Genomic DNA, 16,753 nt, shown 5'->3' on the forward strand with positions numbered 1-16,753 from the left:
AGCCGGCGAAATTCCGCAGGCCAGCGCCCTCTCAGGGAATGATGCATGAACACGACCGCCAACGCCAACCTGTTTTCCCGCCTGTTCGACACGCTCGACGATCCGAACCGGCTTGCGATCGAAATGCTCGATGGCACGCATATCAGCTATGGCGATCTGATCGCCCGCGCCGGGCAAATGGCGAATGTTCTGGTTGCGCGCGGCGTCAAGCCCGGTGACCGCGTCGCAGCCCAGACCGAGAAATCAGTGCCGGCGCTGGTGCTGTATCTTGCGACCGTGCGTGCGGGCGCGGTCTACCTGCCGCTTAACACCGCCTATACGCTCAACGAACTCGACTACTTCATCTCCGACGCCGAACCGTCGCTGGTCGTGTGCGACCCCTCGAAGGCGGAAGGCATCGGCGCGATCGCGGCGAAGGTGAAGGCAAAAGTCGAAACGCTCGGGCCCGACGGCACGGGATCGCTCACGGATGCTGCCGCCAAAGCGGAAGCTGCGTTTACGACCGTCGCGCGCGCCAATGACGACCTTGCGGCGATCCTCTACACCTCGGGCACGACAGGCCGTTCCAAGGGCGCGATGCTGACGCACGACAATCTGGCGTCGAACTCCTACAGCCTGGTCGACTACTGGCGCTTCACCGACAAGGACGTGCTGATCCACGCGCTGCCGATCTACCACACCCACGGCCTGTTCGTGGCGAGCAACGTCACCCTGTTCGCCCGCGCCTCGATGATCTTCCTGCCGAAGTTCGATCCCGAAATGATCATCAAGATGATGGCGCGCGCCACCGTGCTGATGGGTGTGCCGACCTTCTACACGCGGCTTCTGCAAAGCCCGGCGCTGTCGAAGGATTCGACCAAGCACATGCGGTTGTTCATTTCCGGCTCCGCGCCGCTGCTCGCCGATACCCACCGCGAATGGTCCGCGCGCACCGGCCACGCCGTGCTCGAACGCTACGGCATGACCGAAACCAACATGAACACGTCGAACCCGTATGACGGCGAGCGCGTACCCGGCGCCGTCGGCCATCCCCTGCCCGGCGTTTCCGTCCGCGTCACCGATCCCGAGACCGGCAAGGAGATTGCGCGCGACGAGATCGGCATGATCGAGGTCAAGGGCCCGAACGTGTTCAAGGGCTATTGGCGGATGCCGGAAAAGACCAAATCCGAATTCCGCGACGACGGCTTCTTCATCACCGGCGACCTCGGCAAGATCGATCCCAAGGGCTACGTACACATCCTCGGCCGCGGCAAGGATCTCGTGATCTCCGGCGGCTTCAACGTTTACCCCAAGGAAATCGAGAGCGAGATCGACGCCATGCCGGGCGTGATCGAATCCGCCGTGATCGGCGTGCCGCATGCCGACTTCGGCGAAGGCGTTACCGCGGTCGTGGTCTGCAACAAGGGCGCCGATGTCACCGAAGCGGGCGTGCTGAAGGCGCTCGATGGAAGGCTCGCCAAATTCAAGATGCCGAAGCGCGTGTTCGTCGTCGACGAACTGCCTCGCAATGCAATGGGCAAGGTGCAGAAGAATATTTTGCGGGATACGTACGCGAAGATTTACGCGAAGTAGGCCGGTGCCGTGGCCCGGATGGAGCGAAGCGCAATCCGGGGTTCTCGCAGGCGGAAAGGCCGTTCCCGGATTTCGCTTCGCTCCGTTCGGGCTACGCGTCTACAACAGGCTGATCACGAACCTTCCGCCGACGATGAACATGTACGCGCCGAACGCCATCTCCAGCGCGCGCTTGGACATCGCATGCGCGGCGCGCACCCCGAGCGGCATCCGCACCTCCAGCGGCACGCCGGCCAGCCGGAAGCATTCGTAGAACACCGGCACCAGGATGGCGCCGCCGCCGATGCCAAACACGCCGGCCAGAAATCCCGACAGCGCCCCGACCGCGGTCAGCAGCAAGGCGAGTTCGATGAGCTCTTTGGGATCGAGGCCGGCCACCATGTCTGCGAGCATCCCACGTTCAGAACCAGCCGGCCGCGCATCTGCATGGCCGGCTGCCCCGCGAGACTTAGCTGCTTCAAAGCAGGCCGCAAAATCCGCATATCGGGTCGGCTCTGGATGAATAGCCTCGAGGCGCTCGCCACTGCTGCGAGGGAAGGCGCCGGCGTCGTGCGGGTGCCGTCGTGGCAGGTCGAGGCCGATCTGGCCGCCGGCCGCCCTGGTGCGGCTGCCCTGGTGCGGCTGCCCGCCGATTACCCGCCGGCGCCAGTGCCGTTGCACCTGATGTTTCAGCCGTCGCGGCCGGCTTCGCTGACGATCTGGGCCTTCGCCGACTACGTCGTCGAGCACTGGCGCGGCGTCGATCCGCCAGAGTGCGCAGGCCGCGCTGATCGATAAACAGAATCATAATTCAATTCTTAAACCGTGCCAGATGCCCGTGGTATACCAAGCCGCTGATTAATCGCGTTTCATAGCCTCCTAGTAATGAACGCCAGTTCCATTTCAGGCGATTTGATCGTTGCGCGGACTGGTGCGACTACGTAAATAGAATTCATCTACCGCGCATCCCCATGGACCGGCCGCGGTTCCACACAACATGAAGCCGCCGAATGACCGCCAGGATCGAACGACCGCTATCGCCGCATCTCCAGACCTATCGCGTCACCCTGACAATGGCGCTTTCCATCGTCCACCGCGCCACGGGAATCGCGCTCTATTTCGGCACGCTGCTGCTCGCCTGGTGGCTGATTGCCGCAGCGTCCGGCCCCGGGGCCTACGCCAACGTTCAGGCCTTCGCCGGCAGCATCATCGGCAAGCTGATCCTGTTCGGCTACACGTGGGCGCTGCTGCATCATCTGTGCAGCGGTATCCGCTACTTCTTCTGGGACCTCGGCTATGGGTTCAAGGCCAATGAGCGCGAGGCACTGACCTGGGGCGCGCTGATCGCGGGAATTTCGCTGACCGTCCTGGTCTGGATCATCGCCTACACGGCCGGAGTCGGACGATGAGCGGCCCCTCTTCGATGCGCACGCCGCTCGGCCGCGTCCGCAATCTCGGTTCCTCGCATTCCGGCACCACCGATTTCTGGCGCCAGCGTCTCACGGCGGTGGCGATGGCGCTGTTGATCGTGCCCGTCATCGTGGTCATCCTGATGCTGATCAGGAGCAATCACGCCGGCGCCACGCAAATCCTCAGCTCGATCCCGATCGCGATCATCCTGGTGCTCTTCATCATCGCCAGCACCTGGCACATGCGCATCGGCATGCAGATCGTGATCGAGGACTATGTGCATAACGAGAAGATCAAACTCGCCAGCGTGATGGCGAATAATTTCTTTTGTTTCGCGGTGGCCTTGGCCTCGATCTACGCGATCCTTAAATTGTCATCGGGAGTGTAACCCATGGCTGCTCAAAGGACGGCTGCTCAAGGCAACGGCAAGGCCACCAACGGCAGTGGCGGAATCGGAAGTAGTCCCGCCACCAACGGTAAATCCTATCCGATCGAGGACCACACCTACGACGTCGTGGTGGTCGGCGCCGGCGGTGCCGGCCTGCGCGCCGTAGTCGGCTGCTCGGAAGCGGGCCTGCGCACCGCCTGCATCACCAAAGTGTTTCCGACCCGCTCGCATACGGTTGCAGCGCAAGGCGGCATTTCGGCTTCGCTCGGCAACATGCATCCGGACGACTGGCGCTGGCACATGTACGACACCGTCAAGGGGTCGGACTGGCTCGGCGACCAGGACGCGATCGAATACATGGTGCGTAACGCGCCGGAAGCCGTCTACGAGCTCGAGCATTGGGGCGTGCCGTTCTCGCGCACCGAGGACGGCAAGATCTATCAGCGCCCGTTCGGCGGCATGACCATGGACTACGGCAAGGGCCAGGCGCAGCGCACCTGCGCCGCGGCCGACCGCACCGGCCACGCCATGCTGCACACGATGTACGGTCAGGCGCTGCGCCATTCGGCCGAATTCTACATCGAGTTCTTCGCCATCGACCTGATCATGGACGACCAGGGCGTCTGCCGCGGCGTCATCGCGCTCAAGCTCGACGACGGCACACTGCATCGCTTCCGGGCGCAAACCACGATCCTGGCGACCGGCGGCTACGGCCGCGCCTACGCTTCCTGCACTTCGGCGCATACCTGCACCGGCGACGGCGGCGGCATGGTGTTGCGCGCAGGTCTCCCAATGCAGGACATGGAATTCGTCCAGTTTCACCCGACCGGCATCTACGGCTCGGGCTGCCTCGTCACCGAGGGCGCCCGCGGCGAAGGCGGCTATCTCGTCAATTCCGAGGGCGAACGCTTCATGGAGCGTTACGCGCCCTCCGCCAAGGACCTCGCCTCCCGCGACGTCGTCTCGCGCTCGATGACGATCGAGATCCGCGAGGGCCGCGGCGTCGGCAAGAAGAAGGACCACATCTACCTGCACCTCGATCACCTCGATCCCAAGGTGCTGAATGAACGGCTGCCGGGCATTTCCGAATCGGCAAAAATCTTCGCCAATGTCGACGTCACCCGCGAGCCGATCCCGATCGTGCCGACCGCGCACTATAATATGGGCGGTATCCCGACCAATTATCACGGCGAAGTACTGACCAAGAAGAATGGCGACGAAAATTCCGTGGTGCCCGGCCTGATGGCGCTCGGCGAAGCGGCCTGCGTCTCCGTGCATGGCGCCAACCGGCTCGGCTCCAACTCGCTGATCGACCTCGTCGTGTTCGGCCGCGCCGCCGCGCTACGGCTTGCGGAAAAGCTGACGCCGAACGGCAAGCAGCCGGACCTGCCGAAGGATTCCGCCGACCTGGCGCTCGGACGGCTGGATCATTACCGCTACGCCTCCGGCGGCACGCCGACCGCGAAGCTGCGCGAGGGCATGCAGCATGTGATGCAGAACAATTGCGCGGTGTTCCGCACCGGAGAGGTGTTGCAGGAAGGCCATAACCTGATCCACAAGGTGCATGGTGGCATCGGTGACGTCGCCACCTCCGACCGCTCGCTGATCTGGAACTCCGACCTGATCGAGACGCTCGAATTCGACAATCTGATCGTGCAGGCCGTCGTCACGATGGATTCGGCGGCGAACCGCACCGAGAGCCGCGGCGCACACGCGCGCGAGGATTTCCCCGACCGCGACGACAAGAACTGGATGAAGCACACGCTGGCGTGGATCGACAATGGCGGCAACACCACGGTCGATTATCGCCCGGTGCACGACTACACGATGACGAACGACGTTCAGTACATCCCGCCGAAGGCGCGCGTGTATTGAACACACTTGTCATGTGCGGACTTGCTCCGCGCATCCAGCTTCAAAAGAGGATGGATTACCGGGTCAAGCCCGACAATGACGAGAAGAACGGCAGAGGCAGGACATATGGCTGAATTCGCACTTCCCAAGAACTCGAGGATCACCGGCGGCAAGACCTGGCCGATGCCGGCGGGCGCGACCGAGACGCGCGAGTTCAGGGTCTATCGCTGGAATCCTGACGACGGCAAGAACCCGAGCGTCGACACCTATCACGTCGACATCAACGACTGCGGGCCGATGGTGCTGGACGGCCTGATCTGGATCAAGAACCATATCGATCCGACGCTGACCTTCCGCCGCTCCTGCCGCGAAGGCGTCTGCGGCTCCTGCGCCATGAATATCGACGGCCAGAACACGCTGGCCTGCACCAAGTCGATGCACGACGTGGCCGCGGGCGGCGCCGTCAAGGTCAACCCCCTGCCGCACCAGCCGGTCGTGAAGGACCTGGTCCCCGACCTCACCAATTTCTACGCGCAATATGCCTCGATCGAACCGTGGCTGAAAACGACCACGCCGACGCCGCAGAAGGAATGGAAGCAGAGCCACGAGGACCGCGAAAAGCTCGACGGCCTCTACGAGTGCATCCTGTGCGCCTGCTGCTCGACCTCCTGCCCGAGCTATTGGTGGAACAGCGACCGCTTCCTGGGGCCGGCGGCGCTGTTGCAGGCGAATCGCTGGGTGACGGACTCCCGCGATGAGGCCACCGGCGAACGGCTCGACAATCTCGAAGACCCGTTCCGGCTCTACCGCTGCCACACCATCATGAACTGCGCCAAGGCCTGCCCGAAGGGCCTGAACCCGTCGCAAGCCATCGCCGAGCTCAAGCTGAAGATGGTCGAGCGCCAGATCTAGGCGGCTGGCGCTGTCCCGTAGCCCGGATGGAGCGAAGCGCAATCCGGAACAGGTTTTGCCCGGCCGCGAGAATCCCGGATTACGCGGAGCCCGTCATCGGGCGCGCATTCGCGCGACCCGTTGGCTCCATCCGGGCCACGAAGAGCTATCGGACCGGGAACGGCGATATTTGAATCGATTATGATCGATCCGCCCCGGGACGGAAGTTCCCTTCGCCGTCCAACTTTGTTCTCAACGAAAGATTGCGTTAAGCTCGGCACGGAGCCGGAGCGCCCGTGCGGATCGAGCAACGTAATTCGCTGAGACTGCTGCAATGGATGATGGTCGCTTCGCTGGCCCTCCCGTTGGCCCTGTTTGTATTTGCATCCGCCGTCTCCTGGGTCTCGATCCGCGAAACCGCCGACCGTGAAATCGAGCGCGCGCTGGATGTCGCGCACGAGCATGCGCTGAAAGTGTTCGAGACCATCGACCGCAGCCTGTCGGAGATGGCCGAGATCATCCGCGACGTTCCCGACGCCGAGATCGTTGCGCGCGAGCAATTGCTGCATCTGCGGCTGAAACAACTGGTCGCTTCGCTGCCGCAGGTGAAATCGGCCTGGATTTTCGACGCCAAGGGCCACGCCCTCGTCAACAGCCTGGTGATGCCGGCACCCGGGATCGATTTTTCCGACCGGGATTATTTCAGGGCCCACGCAGCCGCCGGCGATATCGGAACCTATATCGGTGAAGCGCTGAAGCCGCGGCCGCCCTATCAGGGCGCTGCGTTCTTCGGCGTCAGCCGACGACGGCCGAGCGAGGATGGCGGCTTCGCCGGCGTGCTGCAGGCTTCCGTGTTCCCGGAGTACTTCGAGAATTACTACGCCCGGATCGGCCGCGAGCCCGGCAGCTACTTCGTGCTCGGCCGGACGGACGGCACCGTGCTGGCGCGTTTCCCCACCGGCGACCGCGACATCCGTCTCGACCCCAAGGGCCCGATCGGGAAAACAATCGCCGCCAGTCCAACGGCCGGCCTCATCACGGTGACATCGCCGACCGACGGCATCGAACGCCGCCTGGGCTACCGGCGGCTCGCCGAATACCCGGTCTATGTCGGCGCCGGTCTAGAGACCTCGGCGATCCGCGCGCGCTGGCTGTCCACCATGAGCCAGCATCTGATCTTCGGCGCGCCGGCCACCGCGCTGCTGTTTGCCCTGTTGGGGCTGGCCTTGCGCCGGACGCGCCATCTCTATTTCGAGGCCGAGAAGCGGCAGGTGGCCGAAGAAGCGCTCAAGCACGGCCAGCGGCTGGAGGCGCTGGGCCAGCTCACCGGCGGCGTCGCGCATGACTTCAACAATCTGCTCACGGTAATCCGCGCTTCGGTGGACCTGTTGCGGCGGCCCGACCTGCCGGAGCCGCGCCGGTTGCGCTATATCGATGCGATCTCCGATACCGTGACCCGCGCCGCCAAGCTGACCGGGCAGTTGCTGGCTTTCGCGCGGCGGCAGACATTGAAGCCGGAGGTGTTCGAGGTCGGGCGAAGCGTGCAGACACTGGCCGAAATGATCGGCACCCTGATCGGTTCGCGCATCGAGATCGTCATCCTTGGCCCGGAAGAACCGTGCCTGGTCAACGCCGACGCCGGCCAGTTCGAAACCGCCATCATCAACATGGCCGTGAACGCGCGGGATGCCATGGAGGGCCGCGGACGGCTGACGATTGCGGTGGGCATGGCGGCCAGTCTGCCCAACGCCGCGCCCCTGTCGCAAAATCCCTATGGCTATGTTGCGATATCCGTCGCCGACACCGGCAGCGGCATCCCGCCGGATCAGTTCGAACGTATCTTCGAACCCTTCTTTACGACCAAGCAGGCCGGCCATGGCACCGGACTCGGCCTGTCGCAGGTGTTCGGCTTCGCCAGGCAATCCGGCGGCGAAGTGGCCGTCGCCAGCGAAGTCGGCAAGGGCAGTATTTTCACGCTGTACCTGCCGCGCACCGCCGGCAGCGGGAAATCGCGACAGACGCCGGCGGCGGATGCCTCGGCGATCGCCGGGAGCGGGATGTCGGTGCTGGTGGTCGAAGACAATTCCGAGGTCGGGCAATTCGCCACCGACGCACTGGCCGATCTCGGCTACACCACCCGCCTGGTCGGCAGCGCCGCGCATGCGCTCGAAGAGCTGGCCGTCGACGCCGATCGTTTCGATGTGGTGTTCACCGACGTGGTCATGCCGGGCATGACCGGCCTCGAACTCGCCCAGGAAATCCGCCGCCGGCACGCCGACCTGCCGGTCGTGCTGACCAGCGGTTACAGTCACGTGCTGTCGGAACATGGCAGCCACGGTTTCGAGTTGCTGCAAAAGCCCTATTCCGTCGAGCAGCTCTCGCGCGTGCTGCACCGGGTCGGCCGCCGGAAATTCAAACAGGCGTCGACAGCCGCGTCATTCTGATGCGGTGGCCGATCCCCATGATCCGAACGGCCGCAAGCCGGGCGATCAGGTTCAGGTCATGCCGGACGACTACGGCAAGATCGGTGTGCGCGGTGAAATCGTCGCGCTCTCGTCCCAGCACATCGCGATTCGAAGGCACCCCATCGCCGGCGAGGTGGTCGTGCATTTTCCGCGCGCGGGTTTCTGGTGCTTGCCGTATAGGGCCTCGGAAACCGGCAGGGAACCTTTTGATTTACCTGCCGTTGTGACGCCATGGCCAAGGCATCCAGCAAGCCCGATCCGCGCGCAGCCAAATCGGATGCCGCGGAAAAGGCGGAATTTGCCGAGGTTATCGCGGAAGCCGGCGATCACGTCGAGCCACCGCCGCCGGAGGTCGTCGAGCCGGATCCGGAATTGTCGCCTGAGGAGGCCGAGGAGGCGCGTAAGGATTATCTGCTGGCGCGGTTCTGGATCAGCGCGCGCGGCTATTGGGGCAGGAACGGCGACCGGCTGGCATGGCTGTTCTCGAGCGGGCTGCTGCTGCTGATTGTCGGCCACGTCGGCTTTCAATACGGCATCAATGTCTGGAACCGCGCGATCTTCGACGCCATCGAGAAGCGCGATTCCGCCACCGTGTATTATCTCGCCGCGGTGTTCTTTCCGCTCGCGATCGGCAGCGTGCTGCTCGGCGTCGCCCAGGTATTCACCCGCATGGGTATCCAGCGCCGCTGGCGCGCCTGGCTGACCAACGCGGTGATATCGCGCTGGCTGGCCAGCGGCCGCTACTATCAACTCAATCTCGTTGGCGGCGATCACCAGAATCCGGAGTATCGCATCGCCGAGGATTTGCGGATCGCCACCGACTCTCCGGTGGACTTCGTCGCTGGTGTCACGTCGGCATTCCTGTCGGCTGCGACCTTCATCGTGGTGCTCTGGACCATCGGCGGCGCACTGACGGTGACGCTCGCGGGATCGACGATCACCATTCCCGGCTTTCTCGTCATTGCCGCCGTGCTTTACGCCGCGATCGCCTCGGGCTCGATCATGACGATCGGACGAAGCTTCGTGCAGGTGTCCGAGGACAAGAACCAGGCCGAGGCCGAATATCGCTATGCGCTGACGCGCGTGCGCGAGAACGGCGAAAGCATCGCGCTGCTCGGCGGCGAGGAGGAAGAGCGCGACGGCATCGACAAGACCTTTACAAAAGCTCTGCGGCAATGGGCGCGGCTCGCGGGCCAGCACATGCGCACCACGCTGGTATCGCAAGGATCGCATCTCATTGCACCCGTGGTGCCGCTATTGCTGTGCGCGCCGAAATTCCTCGACGGCAGCATGAGCCTCGGACAGGTGATGCAGGCGGCTTCCGCCTTCACCATCGTGCAGACCGCGTTCGGCTGGCTGGTCGACAATTATCCGCGGCTCGCCGACTGGAACGCCTGCGCGCGCCGCATCGCTTCGCTGATGATGTCGCTCGATGGCCTCGAGCGCGCCGAGCAGGGCGACGGCATCGGCCGCATCAAGCGCGGCGAGACCGAGGGCGACGCCATGCTGAGCCTCAACGATCTCTCGGTCACGCTCGATGACGGCACCGCCGTCGTCGGTGAAACGGAGGTCGTCATCGAGCCCGGCGAGCGGCTGCTGGTGGCCGGCGAGTCCGGGACCGGCAAGAGCACGCTGGTCCGCGCGCTGGCGGGGCTGTGGCCATGGGGCGGCGGCAGCGTCAACTTCCACCCCGACCGCCGGCTCTTCATGCTGCCGCAAAAACCCTACATTCCGTCCGGCACGCTGCGTCGCGCGATCGCGTATCCCGGTGCGGCCGATGACTGGCTCACTGAGCAGATCTGCGACGCGCTGCACAAGGTCGGCCTCGACCATCTCAAGGAGAAGATCGAGGAAGAGGGACCATGGGACCAGACGCTATCAGGCGGCGAGAAGCAGCGGCTGGCGTTTGCGCGCCTCCTGCTGCACAACCCCGACATCGTGGTGCTGGATGAGGCAACGTCGGCGCTCGACGAAAAGAGCCAGGACAAGATGATGGAGATCGTCATCAAGGAGCTGCCGAAGGCCACCATCGTCAGCGTCGCCCATCGCGTCGAGCTGGAGGCGTTTCACAGCCGCAAGATCGTGCTGGAACGGCGCAAGGGCGGCGCCAAGCTCGTCAGCGACGTCAACCTGATCCCGCGCATGGGCAGGCGACGCCTGCTCGGCCGCTTCCTGCGCCATCGGAAAGCCGCCAAGAAGGCGGCGTAGTATTTTCTTCGTTCTTCCTGAAGCGGCGCGCCGAAGCTGCGTAGCCCGGATGGAGCGAAGCGCAATCCGGGATTCTTCTCAGCCGAGAGACATCCCGGGTTGCGCTTCGCTTCACCCGGGCTACAGACTGTTTCACGGCCACAAAACCGGCTATGCATGCGCCGCTTCTACCCGAGGACTTTTGCTTGACGCCCGACAACGATCCGTCTCCTGCGCCGTTCGGCGCATTCGCTCCGAATGCCGCACAGGCCGCGATCATTCGGCTTGCCCACCGCACGCGGCTGAAGCGTGGCGCGTTCCGGCCCTGGCTGTCGCGGCTGGTGAATCTGCTGCGCGCGGGTCCCGTCGACGTGCCATATCAAGGCGCCTCGTTCCGCTTCTACCATCAGGCCAGCGCCACCGAGCGCGGCGCGCTGTTCAATCCCGCCTACAACATCGAGGAGCTGGATTTCTTGCGCGCGCATGTGCCCGCGGGCGGGGTGTTCGTCGATGTCGGCGCCAATGTCGGCACCTATGCGCTTGCGCTTGCGCGCCATGTCGGCGCCGGCGGCAAGGTGATCGCGATCGAGCCGCATCCGGTCACCCATGCGCGCCTCGCCTTCAACAACACAGCCTCCGGCCTCACCCAGGTGCGACTGGTCGCGGCCGCCGCCGGCCCCGCCGATGGCGAGCTGTTGATCGAAACCGACGGCGACAATCTCGGCGCCAGCCATATCGTATCGGGCGAGGCCTCCGCCAAGGCGATCAAGGTGCCCTCGCTGCGACTGCAGCGCATCCTCGAGGAGGCGGGTATCGCCCGTGTCGACGCGCTCAAGATCGATGTCGAAGGTTTTGAGGATCGCGTGCTGACCGGCTTCTTCGCCGACGCACCGCAGGCATTGTGGCCCCGCGCGGTCGTGATCGAGCATCTGTCAAAGGACGAGTGGCTGAACGACTGCATCGCCGACATGCGCGCGCGAGGCTATATCGAGACCGGCAAGACCCGCAGCAACACGCTGCTGGCGCGAGGCTGAGTTTCGTTTACCCGACCATTCCTCAACCGCAGGAGAGCTTGATGATCGACCACATCGGATTTCCGGTTTCGGATTACGAACGCTCCAAGGCGTTCTACCTGAAAGCCCTGGCGCCGCTCGACTACACCCTCGTGATGGAAGTCACGCAGGAGCAACACAGCCACGATCCCGCGGCAGGCTTCGGCGCCAATGGAAAGCCCGATTTCTGGATCGGCGGCGAAGGCGGGTTGGACAAGCCGTTGCATGTCGCGATCGTAGCCAAGGACCGCGCCACGGTGGACGCGTTCTACAAGGCCGCCATGGCCGCCGGCGGGCGCGACAACGGCGCGCCGGGAATCCGCGCGCACTACCACCCGAACTATTACGGCGCGTTCGTGCTCGACCCCGACGGCCACAACATCGAGGCCGTCTGCCATACGCCGACATAGTCGGTTCCGGCCGGTTCCATTGGCGAGGCGCGCGGGAACTTCGTGCCGACCTCGCCGTTGTCATTCCTGGAGTTGAAGCTTCGGGAGACGTGATGCCGATCGAACCGCCGGAGATACCGCCGGCGACACCAGGACAACCAACCGAGCCGCCGCCGGAGAACCCTCCGGGTAATCCTCGCCCGGAGGTGCCACCACCACTCCGTGAACCCGGTCAACCACCGCAACCGCAGGAGTTGCCGGGCAAGATGCCGGATGAGTTACCGATACGCGGGCCGAACGGCCCTCGCACCCCCAATCCTGCCACCGATCCGGGTGCCGGATGAATACTTCGCCTGAACGCGCAATGAATAATGCTGCATGCAACCCATTGTGCTTATGAAATAAAAACCATCCGACCATTTGTAGGCCGCCACAATCCGGCCTAATGATTAGCCGCTCAATCGACCAACTGACATGTCAATGAAGGCCGTTCCGTTGCTGTCAGGCCTTTCTTCGGGGACAAAGGACATCATGACAAACCTTCGCATCCTGCTGCTCGCCACGACTGCCTTGACGGCGACGCAGCTCGCGACCTCCGCATCGCATGCGCAGACCGCACCGCTTGTCGTGGCGCAAGCCAAGGAAAAGGACGAAGGAGCCCCGGGCGGCAGGCCCAAGGAGGCGCCGAAGGGGGCCCCACCGCCGGCTGCCGCGCCGAAGGCGCCCGCGCCGGCCGCTCCGCCACCCCCGGCTGCAGCACCTCCGCGTCCAGCAGCGCCGCCGCCGCCACCGCCTGCTGCGGCTCCGCCGCCGCGTCCGACGCCACCCCCGCCGCCTCCGGCAGCAGCGCCGCCCCCGCGCCCGACGCCACCTCCGCCGCCACCGGCGGCTGCGCCTCCGCGGCCGACACCACCTCCGCCTCCTCCCCCGGCTGCCGCGCCGAAGGCGCCGACCCCGCCTCCGCCGCCCCCTGCGGCTGCACCCGCGCGCCCGACGCCGACGCCACCTCCGCCGCCAGCAGCAGCGCCTGCGGCGCCGAAGCAACCGGCCGCACCGGCACCGGCTCCGACCCCGCCGCCGCCTTCATCTCAGAAGGCGACGCCATCGCCGACGCCGCCCCCGCCGGCTGGCGCCAAGCAGCCGCCGGCGCCTGCCACCACGCCGGCTCCGCAAACCCAAACCGCGCCACCGACCACCGCCCCTCCGCCTGGCGGAACCACAACGGCGCCGCCGCGTCCCGGCGCACCGGCGACGCCTCCGAGCGCGGGTGCCCCGACAACCGCGCCGACACCCGGAGCGCCGGGACGACCCGGCGCGCCAGCTCCGACTACACCGGGCGCAACTGCGCCGACCACACCGCCGGGACGACCCGGCGCGCCGCCTCCGGCTACGCCGGGCGCAACCGCACCGACGGCAACCCCTGCACCGACGACGAGCCCCGCGCCGGGCGCCGGCGGCGTTCCGACGGCACCGGGAGCCACGGCCCCCGCGGCGCCAGCCGCCGTGCCAGGCACGCCCGCCGCCACGCCACCGGCTGGCCGGGCACAGAATGCTCCACCGACCGTCGCGCCGGCCTTCCGGCAGGCACCTCAGGTCACCGCACCGCTGCCGGCAGCCCCACCGCCGGCAGCCGGAATCACGGCCATTGCCCCGGGCGCTGCGCCTGTAGGCCCACGGCGGCTGGACGATTTCCGCGGCCAGCGCCGCGAGAGCCAGGAGGGCGGCCGAACCATCATCACCGAGCCCGGCCGGATCATCATTCGCGATCCCGGCGGACAGCAATATGTCCGCAGCAGCGAGGTCGACCGCTTCCGCTATGGTGCGCGTGACATCCAGACCCAGACCGTCGGCGGCGAGACCCGCACCGTCGTGATCAGGCCCGACGGCACGCAGGTGATCACCGTGACTGGCCGCGACGGTCAATTGATGCGCCGTATCCGCCGCGACGAGCGCGGCCGCGAGATCATCATCATCGACAACAGCTACCGCGATCCGCGCGGGGGCGGCGGGTTCTATGTCAACCTGGCGCCGCCGGTGGTCCGCATTCCCTATAACCGCTACATCGTCGACGCCGAGGAGGCGTCGCCGGAGGTACTCTACGAGACCATGATGGCCCCGCCGGTGGAACGGATCGAACGGCGTTATTCGCTGGACGAAATCCGCTACAGCCCGACCGTGCGCCAGCGCATGCCGAGCATCGACGTCAACACCATCAACTTCGAAACCGGATCGTGGGAAATCCCGCCCGATCAGGCGGCGAAGCTGCAGGCGATTGCCGACGGCCTAAACCGCGCGATGCAGCAAAATCCGCGGGCGGTGTTCCTGATCGAGGGCCATACCGACGCGGTCGGAAACGACGTCGACAATCTGTCGCTGTCGGATCGGCGCGCCGAGTCCGCGGCCACCTTGCTGACGCAGCAGTTCAACGTGCCTGCGGAAAACCTGACCTCGCAAGGCTATGGTGAGCAGTATCTGAAGGAACAGATCGACGGGCCGAGCCCGATCAACCGGCGCGTCACCATCCGCAACATTACGCCGCTGCTCACTGGCGGTCAGGCGTCGCTGCCGCCGCCCCCACCCGGCACCGCGCCGCCGCGCTGAGGCGGGTCGTCACCGAATCAAAATGGCCGGGAGCGATCCCGGCCATTTTTTGCTTCTTGTTTTGACGCGTTTTCTACCGCAGATAAGTCTACGCAATCTGCGCAAGCTTGATTGCTACGCGAACCGGTATCCGCTTCGCTCGAAAACGCTATCAGGCACTAAGCGCCCGCGGCGGCACGCAGGCGTCGCAAATGGCCGCAGCGTGCCGGTGATCGGTGCCGCAGCAGCCGCCGAGAATGCGCATCTTCGGAAACGCGCCCCTGAGCTTCAGGTAACGCCACCCAAGATCGGCAGGGTCACCTGAATCGAGCGTTTCGGATTCGTCGAGCTCGGCATGGCTCTTCGTCGAGGCGTTGGCCCTGACGCCATGGATACGCTCCGTCCAGGCCTCGCCCGCCTTCAAGGCATCTTCGAAATGCGTTGGATGGGCGCAGTTGATCAGGAAGTATTCGGGCGAACCGTCCGTCTCGCGATCGACGGTCTCGATCGCCTCGCGCAACGTCTCTCCCTTCACCAGGCGGCCATTGGTCTCCACGGTAAACGAGATGGCTGCTTGTATTCCCAGCGACTTGGCTGCGCGTGCGACGCCGATTGCTTCATTGATGCTGGTGAGCGTATAGGCCGTGACCATGTCGGCGCCGCCCTCGACGAAGGCCGCGATCTGCGCCCGATGGTAGGCCTCGGCTTCCGCAGCCTCCATGTTGCCTGCCTTGTAGCCGTCGCCGCGTGGGCCGATCGCGCCGCTGATGACACAGGGTGCGTCCAGCCGCTCCCAACCGGCGCGCAACTCCTCGAGGAATGCGATCGAACGGACATTGATCGCCTTGAGAGCTGCCGCATCGTAGCCAAGCTTCACGCCCCAATCCGGATTGGCGCGCCACGTCGGGCTGTCGAGCACGAAGCCTGTGCCATGCTCGCGCGCCACCGCGAGATAGCTGGCGTAATACTGCTTCAATTGCTGCCGACCTTCGGCGCTGTCGAGCAGCACGAAGGCGGCGAAGTGCGGCAGTTCGATTCCCTGGTGGAAGATCAGCGTCGTTTCCATGCCGCCATCGGCAAGGAAAATGCCGCCGCGCCGTTGCGGAAGGTCGTCTCGGTATTTGGCCATTTCTACATCTCCGGAAATTTAGATGCCGTCGGTAGGTCTCCCCTGCCTCGGCTAGGTCCGGCGATGTTGGTGCAGCATAGTGTCGCGGCTTCCTAGGCTGCCCGTGGTACGGATGAACCTCGGGCCGTAAAATGATACGAATTCAAATGGTTGTAAGAGAGACGCAAAACACGTAGCGCCGACGGCCGTGGAGAAACCGTACCGTGAGTGCAGTTTTGGAGAAGCGGATGGGCAAAGGCGAAGCGACGCGCGAGCGAATTTTGGAGATCGCGGAAGCCGCCGTACTCGCCAAGGGATTTGGCGCGACTTCGATCGACGAAGTGATCGCCGAGGCCGGGCTCACCAAAAGCGGCTTCTTCTACCACTTCAAGGACAAGAACGCGCTCGCCCGCGAAATGCTCCGCAGATATGTCGCGACCAACGATCAGCTGTTCGACGAAATCTTTGCACGCGGCCACCAGCTATCCGACGACCCGCTGCAGGCGTTCCTTATTTCACTGAAGCTGCTCGCCGAGACGATGTCCGACCTGCCAAACGGCCATCCCGGCTGCCTGATCGCCAGCATCTGCTATCAGGAACGGCTGTTCGATCGTGAAGTGCGCGAACTCACCGCGCAATCGGTGCGGGACTGGAACGCGCGTTTCCGCAAAATCCTCGACGGCATCGCCGCGGTCTATCCGCCCAGGGAGCCGATCGATCTCGACGATGTCGCCGACATGCTGTCCTGCATCGTCGACGGCGCCATCATCATGTCCAAGACGTTGAACGATCCGAGCCGTCTCGAACGGCAGATCCTGATCTTTCGAAGCTGCGTCAAACTGATGTTTGCCGCGCCGCCGATGCCGTGACGCCAGGAG

General features: G+C 64.9%; 15 protein-coding genes and 1 pseudogene. 13 read left to right on the plus strand and 3 right to left on the minus strand.

What is annotated here, in order from left to right; genetic code table 11:
• Window positions 1-45: 45 nt before the first annotated feature.
• On the plus strand, window positions 46-1,572 hold the full coding sequence (locus tag C7G61_RS30355; protein WP_108520739.1) for a malonate--CoA ligase: 1,527 nt from the start codon (window positions 46-48) through the stop codon (window positions 1,570-1,572).
• Between the two features lie 177 nt (window positions 1,573-1,749).
• Here C7G61_RS30355 and C7G61_RS30360 read toward each other — a convergent pair.
• Window positions 1,750-1,953: pseudogene (locus C7G61_RS30360) on the minus strand (sulfite exporter TauE/SafE family protein); the annotation flags it as partial.
• A gap of 45 nt (window positions 1,954-1,998) precedes the next feature.
• Here C7G61_RS30360 and C7G61_RS30365 point away from each other — a divergent pair.
• The 6 genes from C7G61_RS30365 to C7G61_RS30390 all read left to right on the plus strand — a co-directional run bounded on the left by C7G61_RS30365 (window position 1,999) and on the right by C7G61_RS30390 (window position 8,538).
• Entirely contained in the window at window positions 1,999-2,349 is a 351-nt protein-coding gene (locus C7G61_RS30365; protein WP_108520741.1) for a LysR substrate-binding domain-containing protein, read from the plus strand.
• Window positions 2,350-2,561: 212 nt separating this feature from the next.
• Window positions 2,562-2,960 carry a succinate dehydrogenase, cytochrome b556 subunit gene (gene sdhC, locus C7G61_RS30370; RefSeq protein ID WP_108520743.1) on the plus strand — a complete coding sequence of 133 codons (399 nt, stop codon included), beginning with the start codon at window positions 2,562-2,564 and terminating at the stop codon, window positions 2,958-2,960.
• Window positions 2,957-3,349 carry a succinate dehydrogenase, hydrophobic membrane anchor protein gene (gene sdhD / locus C7G61_RS30375; RefSeq protein WP_108520745.1) on the plus strand — a complete coding sequence of 131 codons (393 nt, stop codon included), beginning with the start codon at window positions 2,957-2,959 and terminating at the stop codon, window positions 3,347-3,349. The genes sdhC and sdhD overlap by 4 nt, the downstream gene beginning before the upstream one ends.
• A 3-nt stretch (window positions 3,350-3,352) precedes the next feature.
• On the plus strand, window positions 3,353-5,224 hold the full coding sequence (sdhA, locus tag C7G61_RS30380) for a succinate dehydrogenase flavoprotein subunit (RefSeq protein WP_244608535.1): 1,872 nt from the start codon (window positions 3,353-3,355) through the stop codon (window positions 5,222-5,224).
• A 105-nt stretch (window positions 5,225-5,329) separates the two neighbouring features.
• Complete coding sequence (locus C7G61_RS30385; RefSeq protein WP_108520747.1) at window positions 5,330-6,115, plus strand: succinate dehydrogenase iron-sulfur subunit; 786 nt, start codon at window positions 5,330-5,332, stop codon at window positions 6,113-6,115.
• A gap of 275 nt (window positions 6,116-6,390) precedes the next feature.
• Window positions 6,391-8,538, plus strand: coding sequence for a hybrid sensor histidine kinase/response regulator (locus C7G61_RS30390; protein ID WP_108520749.1), 2,148 nt, complete (start codon window positions 6,391-6,393; stop codon window positions 8,536-8,538).
• Here the strand turns inward: C7G61_RS30390 and C7G61_RS44935 are convergent.
• Window positions 8,507-8,704 carry a hypothetical protein gene (locus C7G61_RS44935; protein ID WP_190242027.1) on the minus strand — a complete coding sequence of 66 codons (198 nt, stop codon included), beginning with the start codon at window positions 8,702-8,704 and terminating at the stop codon, window positions 8,507-8,509. The two genes, C7G61_RS30390 and C7G61_RS44935, sit on opposite strands and share 32 nt — an antisense overlap.
• A gap of 86 nt (window positions 8,705-8,790) precedes the next feature.
• Here C7G61_RS44935 and C7G61_RS30400 point away from each other — a divergent pair, with 86 nt between their 5' ends.
• The 5 genes from C7G61_RS30400 to C7G61_RS30420 all read left to right on the plus strand — a co-directional run bounded on the left by C7G61_RS30400 (window position 8,791) and on the right by C7G61_RS30420 (window position 14,788).
• On the plus strand, window positions 8,791-10,767 hold the full coding sequence (locus tag C7G61_RS30400) for an ABC transporter ATP-binding protein/permease (RefSeq protein ID WP_108520751.1): 1,977 nt from the start codon (window positions 8,791-8,793) through the stop codon (window positions 10,765-10,767).
• 185 nt (window positions 10,768-10,952) lie between these two features.
• A complete protein-coding gene (locus C7G61_RS30405; RefSeq protein ID WP_190242028.1) occupies window positions 10,953-11,780 on the plus strand; it encodes an FkbM family methyltransferase in 828 nt (275 codons plus the stop codon).
• 41 nt (window positions 11,781-11,821) lie between these two features.
• Entirely contained in the window at window positions 11,822-12,208 is a 387-nt protein-coding gene (locus C7G61_RS30410; RefSeq protein ID WP_108520756.1) for a VOC family protein, read from the plus strand.
• Window positions 12,209-12,300: 92 nt separating this feature from the next.
• Window positions 12,301-12,531, plus strand: coding sequence for a hypothetical protein (locus C7G61_RS46205; RefSeq protein ID WP_108520758.1), 231 nt, complete (start codon window positions 12,301-12,303; stop codon window positions 12,529-12,531).
• A 187-nt stretch (window positions 12,532-12,718) separates the two neighbouring features.
• Window positions 12,719-14,788, plus strand: coding sequence for an OmpA family protein (locus C7G61_RS30420; protein ID WP_108520842.1), 2,070 nt, complete (start codon window positions 12,719-12,721; stop codon window positions 14,786-14,788).
• A 151-nt stretch (window positions 14,789-14,939) separates the two neighbouring features.
• Here C7G61_RS30420 and C7G61_RS30425 read toward each other — a convergent pair whose 3' ends face one another.
• Window positions 14,940-15,896 (minus strand): homocysteine S-methyltransferase family protein, encoded by a 957-nt coding sequence (locus C7G61_RS30425; RefSeq protein ID WP_108520760.1) that lies wholly within the window; start codon window positions 15,894-15,896, stop codon window positions 14,940-14,942.
• 227 nt (window positions 15,897-16,123) lie between these two features.
• Here C7G61_RS30425 and C7G61_RS30430 point away from each other — a divergent pair, with 227 nt between their 5' ends.
• Entirely contained in the window at window positions 16,124-16,744 is a 621-nt protein-coding gene (locus C7G61_RS30430) for a TetR/AcrR family transcriptional regulator (protein WP_108520762.1), read from the plus strand.
• Window positions 16,745-16,753 lie beyond the last annotated feature (9 nt).

This window comes from Bradyrhizobium algeriense, from assembly GCF_003062295.1.
Classification (GTDB): Bacteria; Pseudomonadota; Alphaproteobacteria; order Rhizobiales; family Xanthobacteraceae; genus Bradyrhizobium; species Bradyrhizobium algeriense.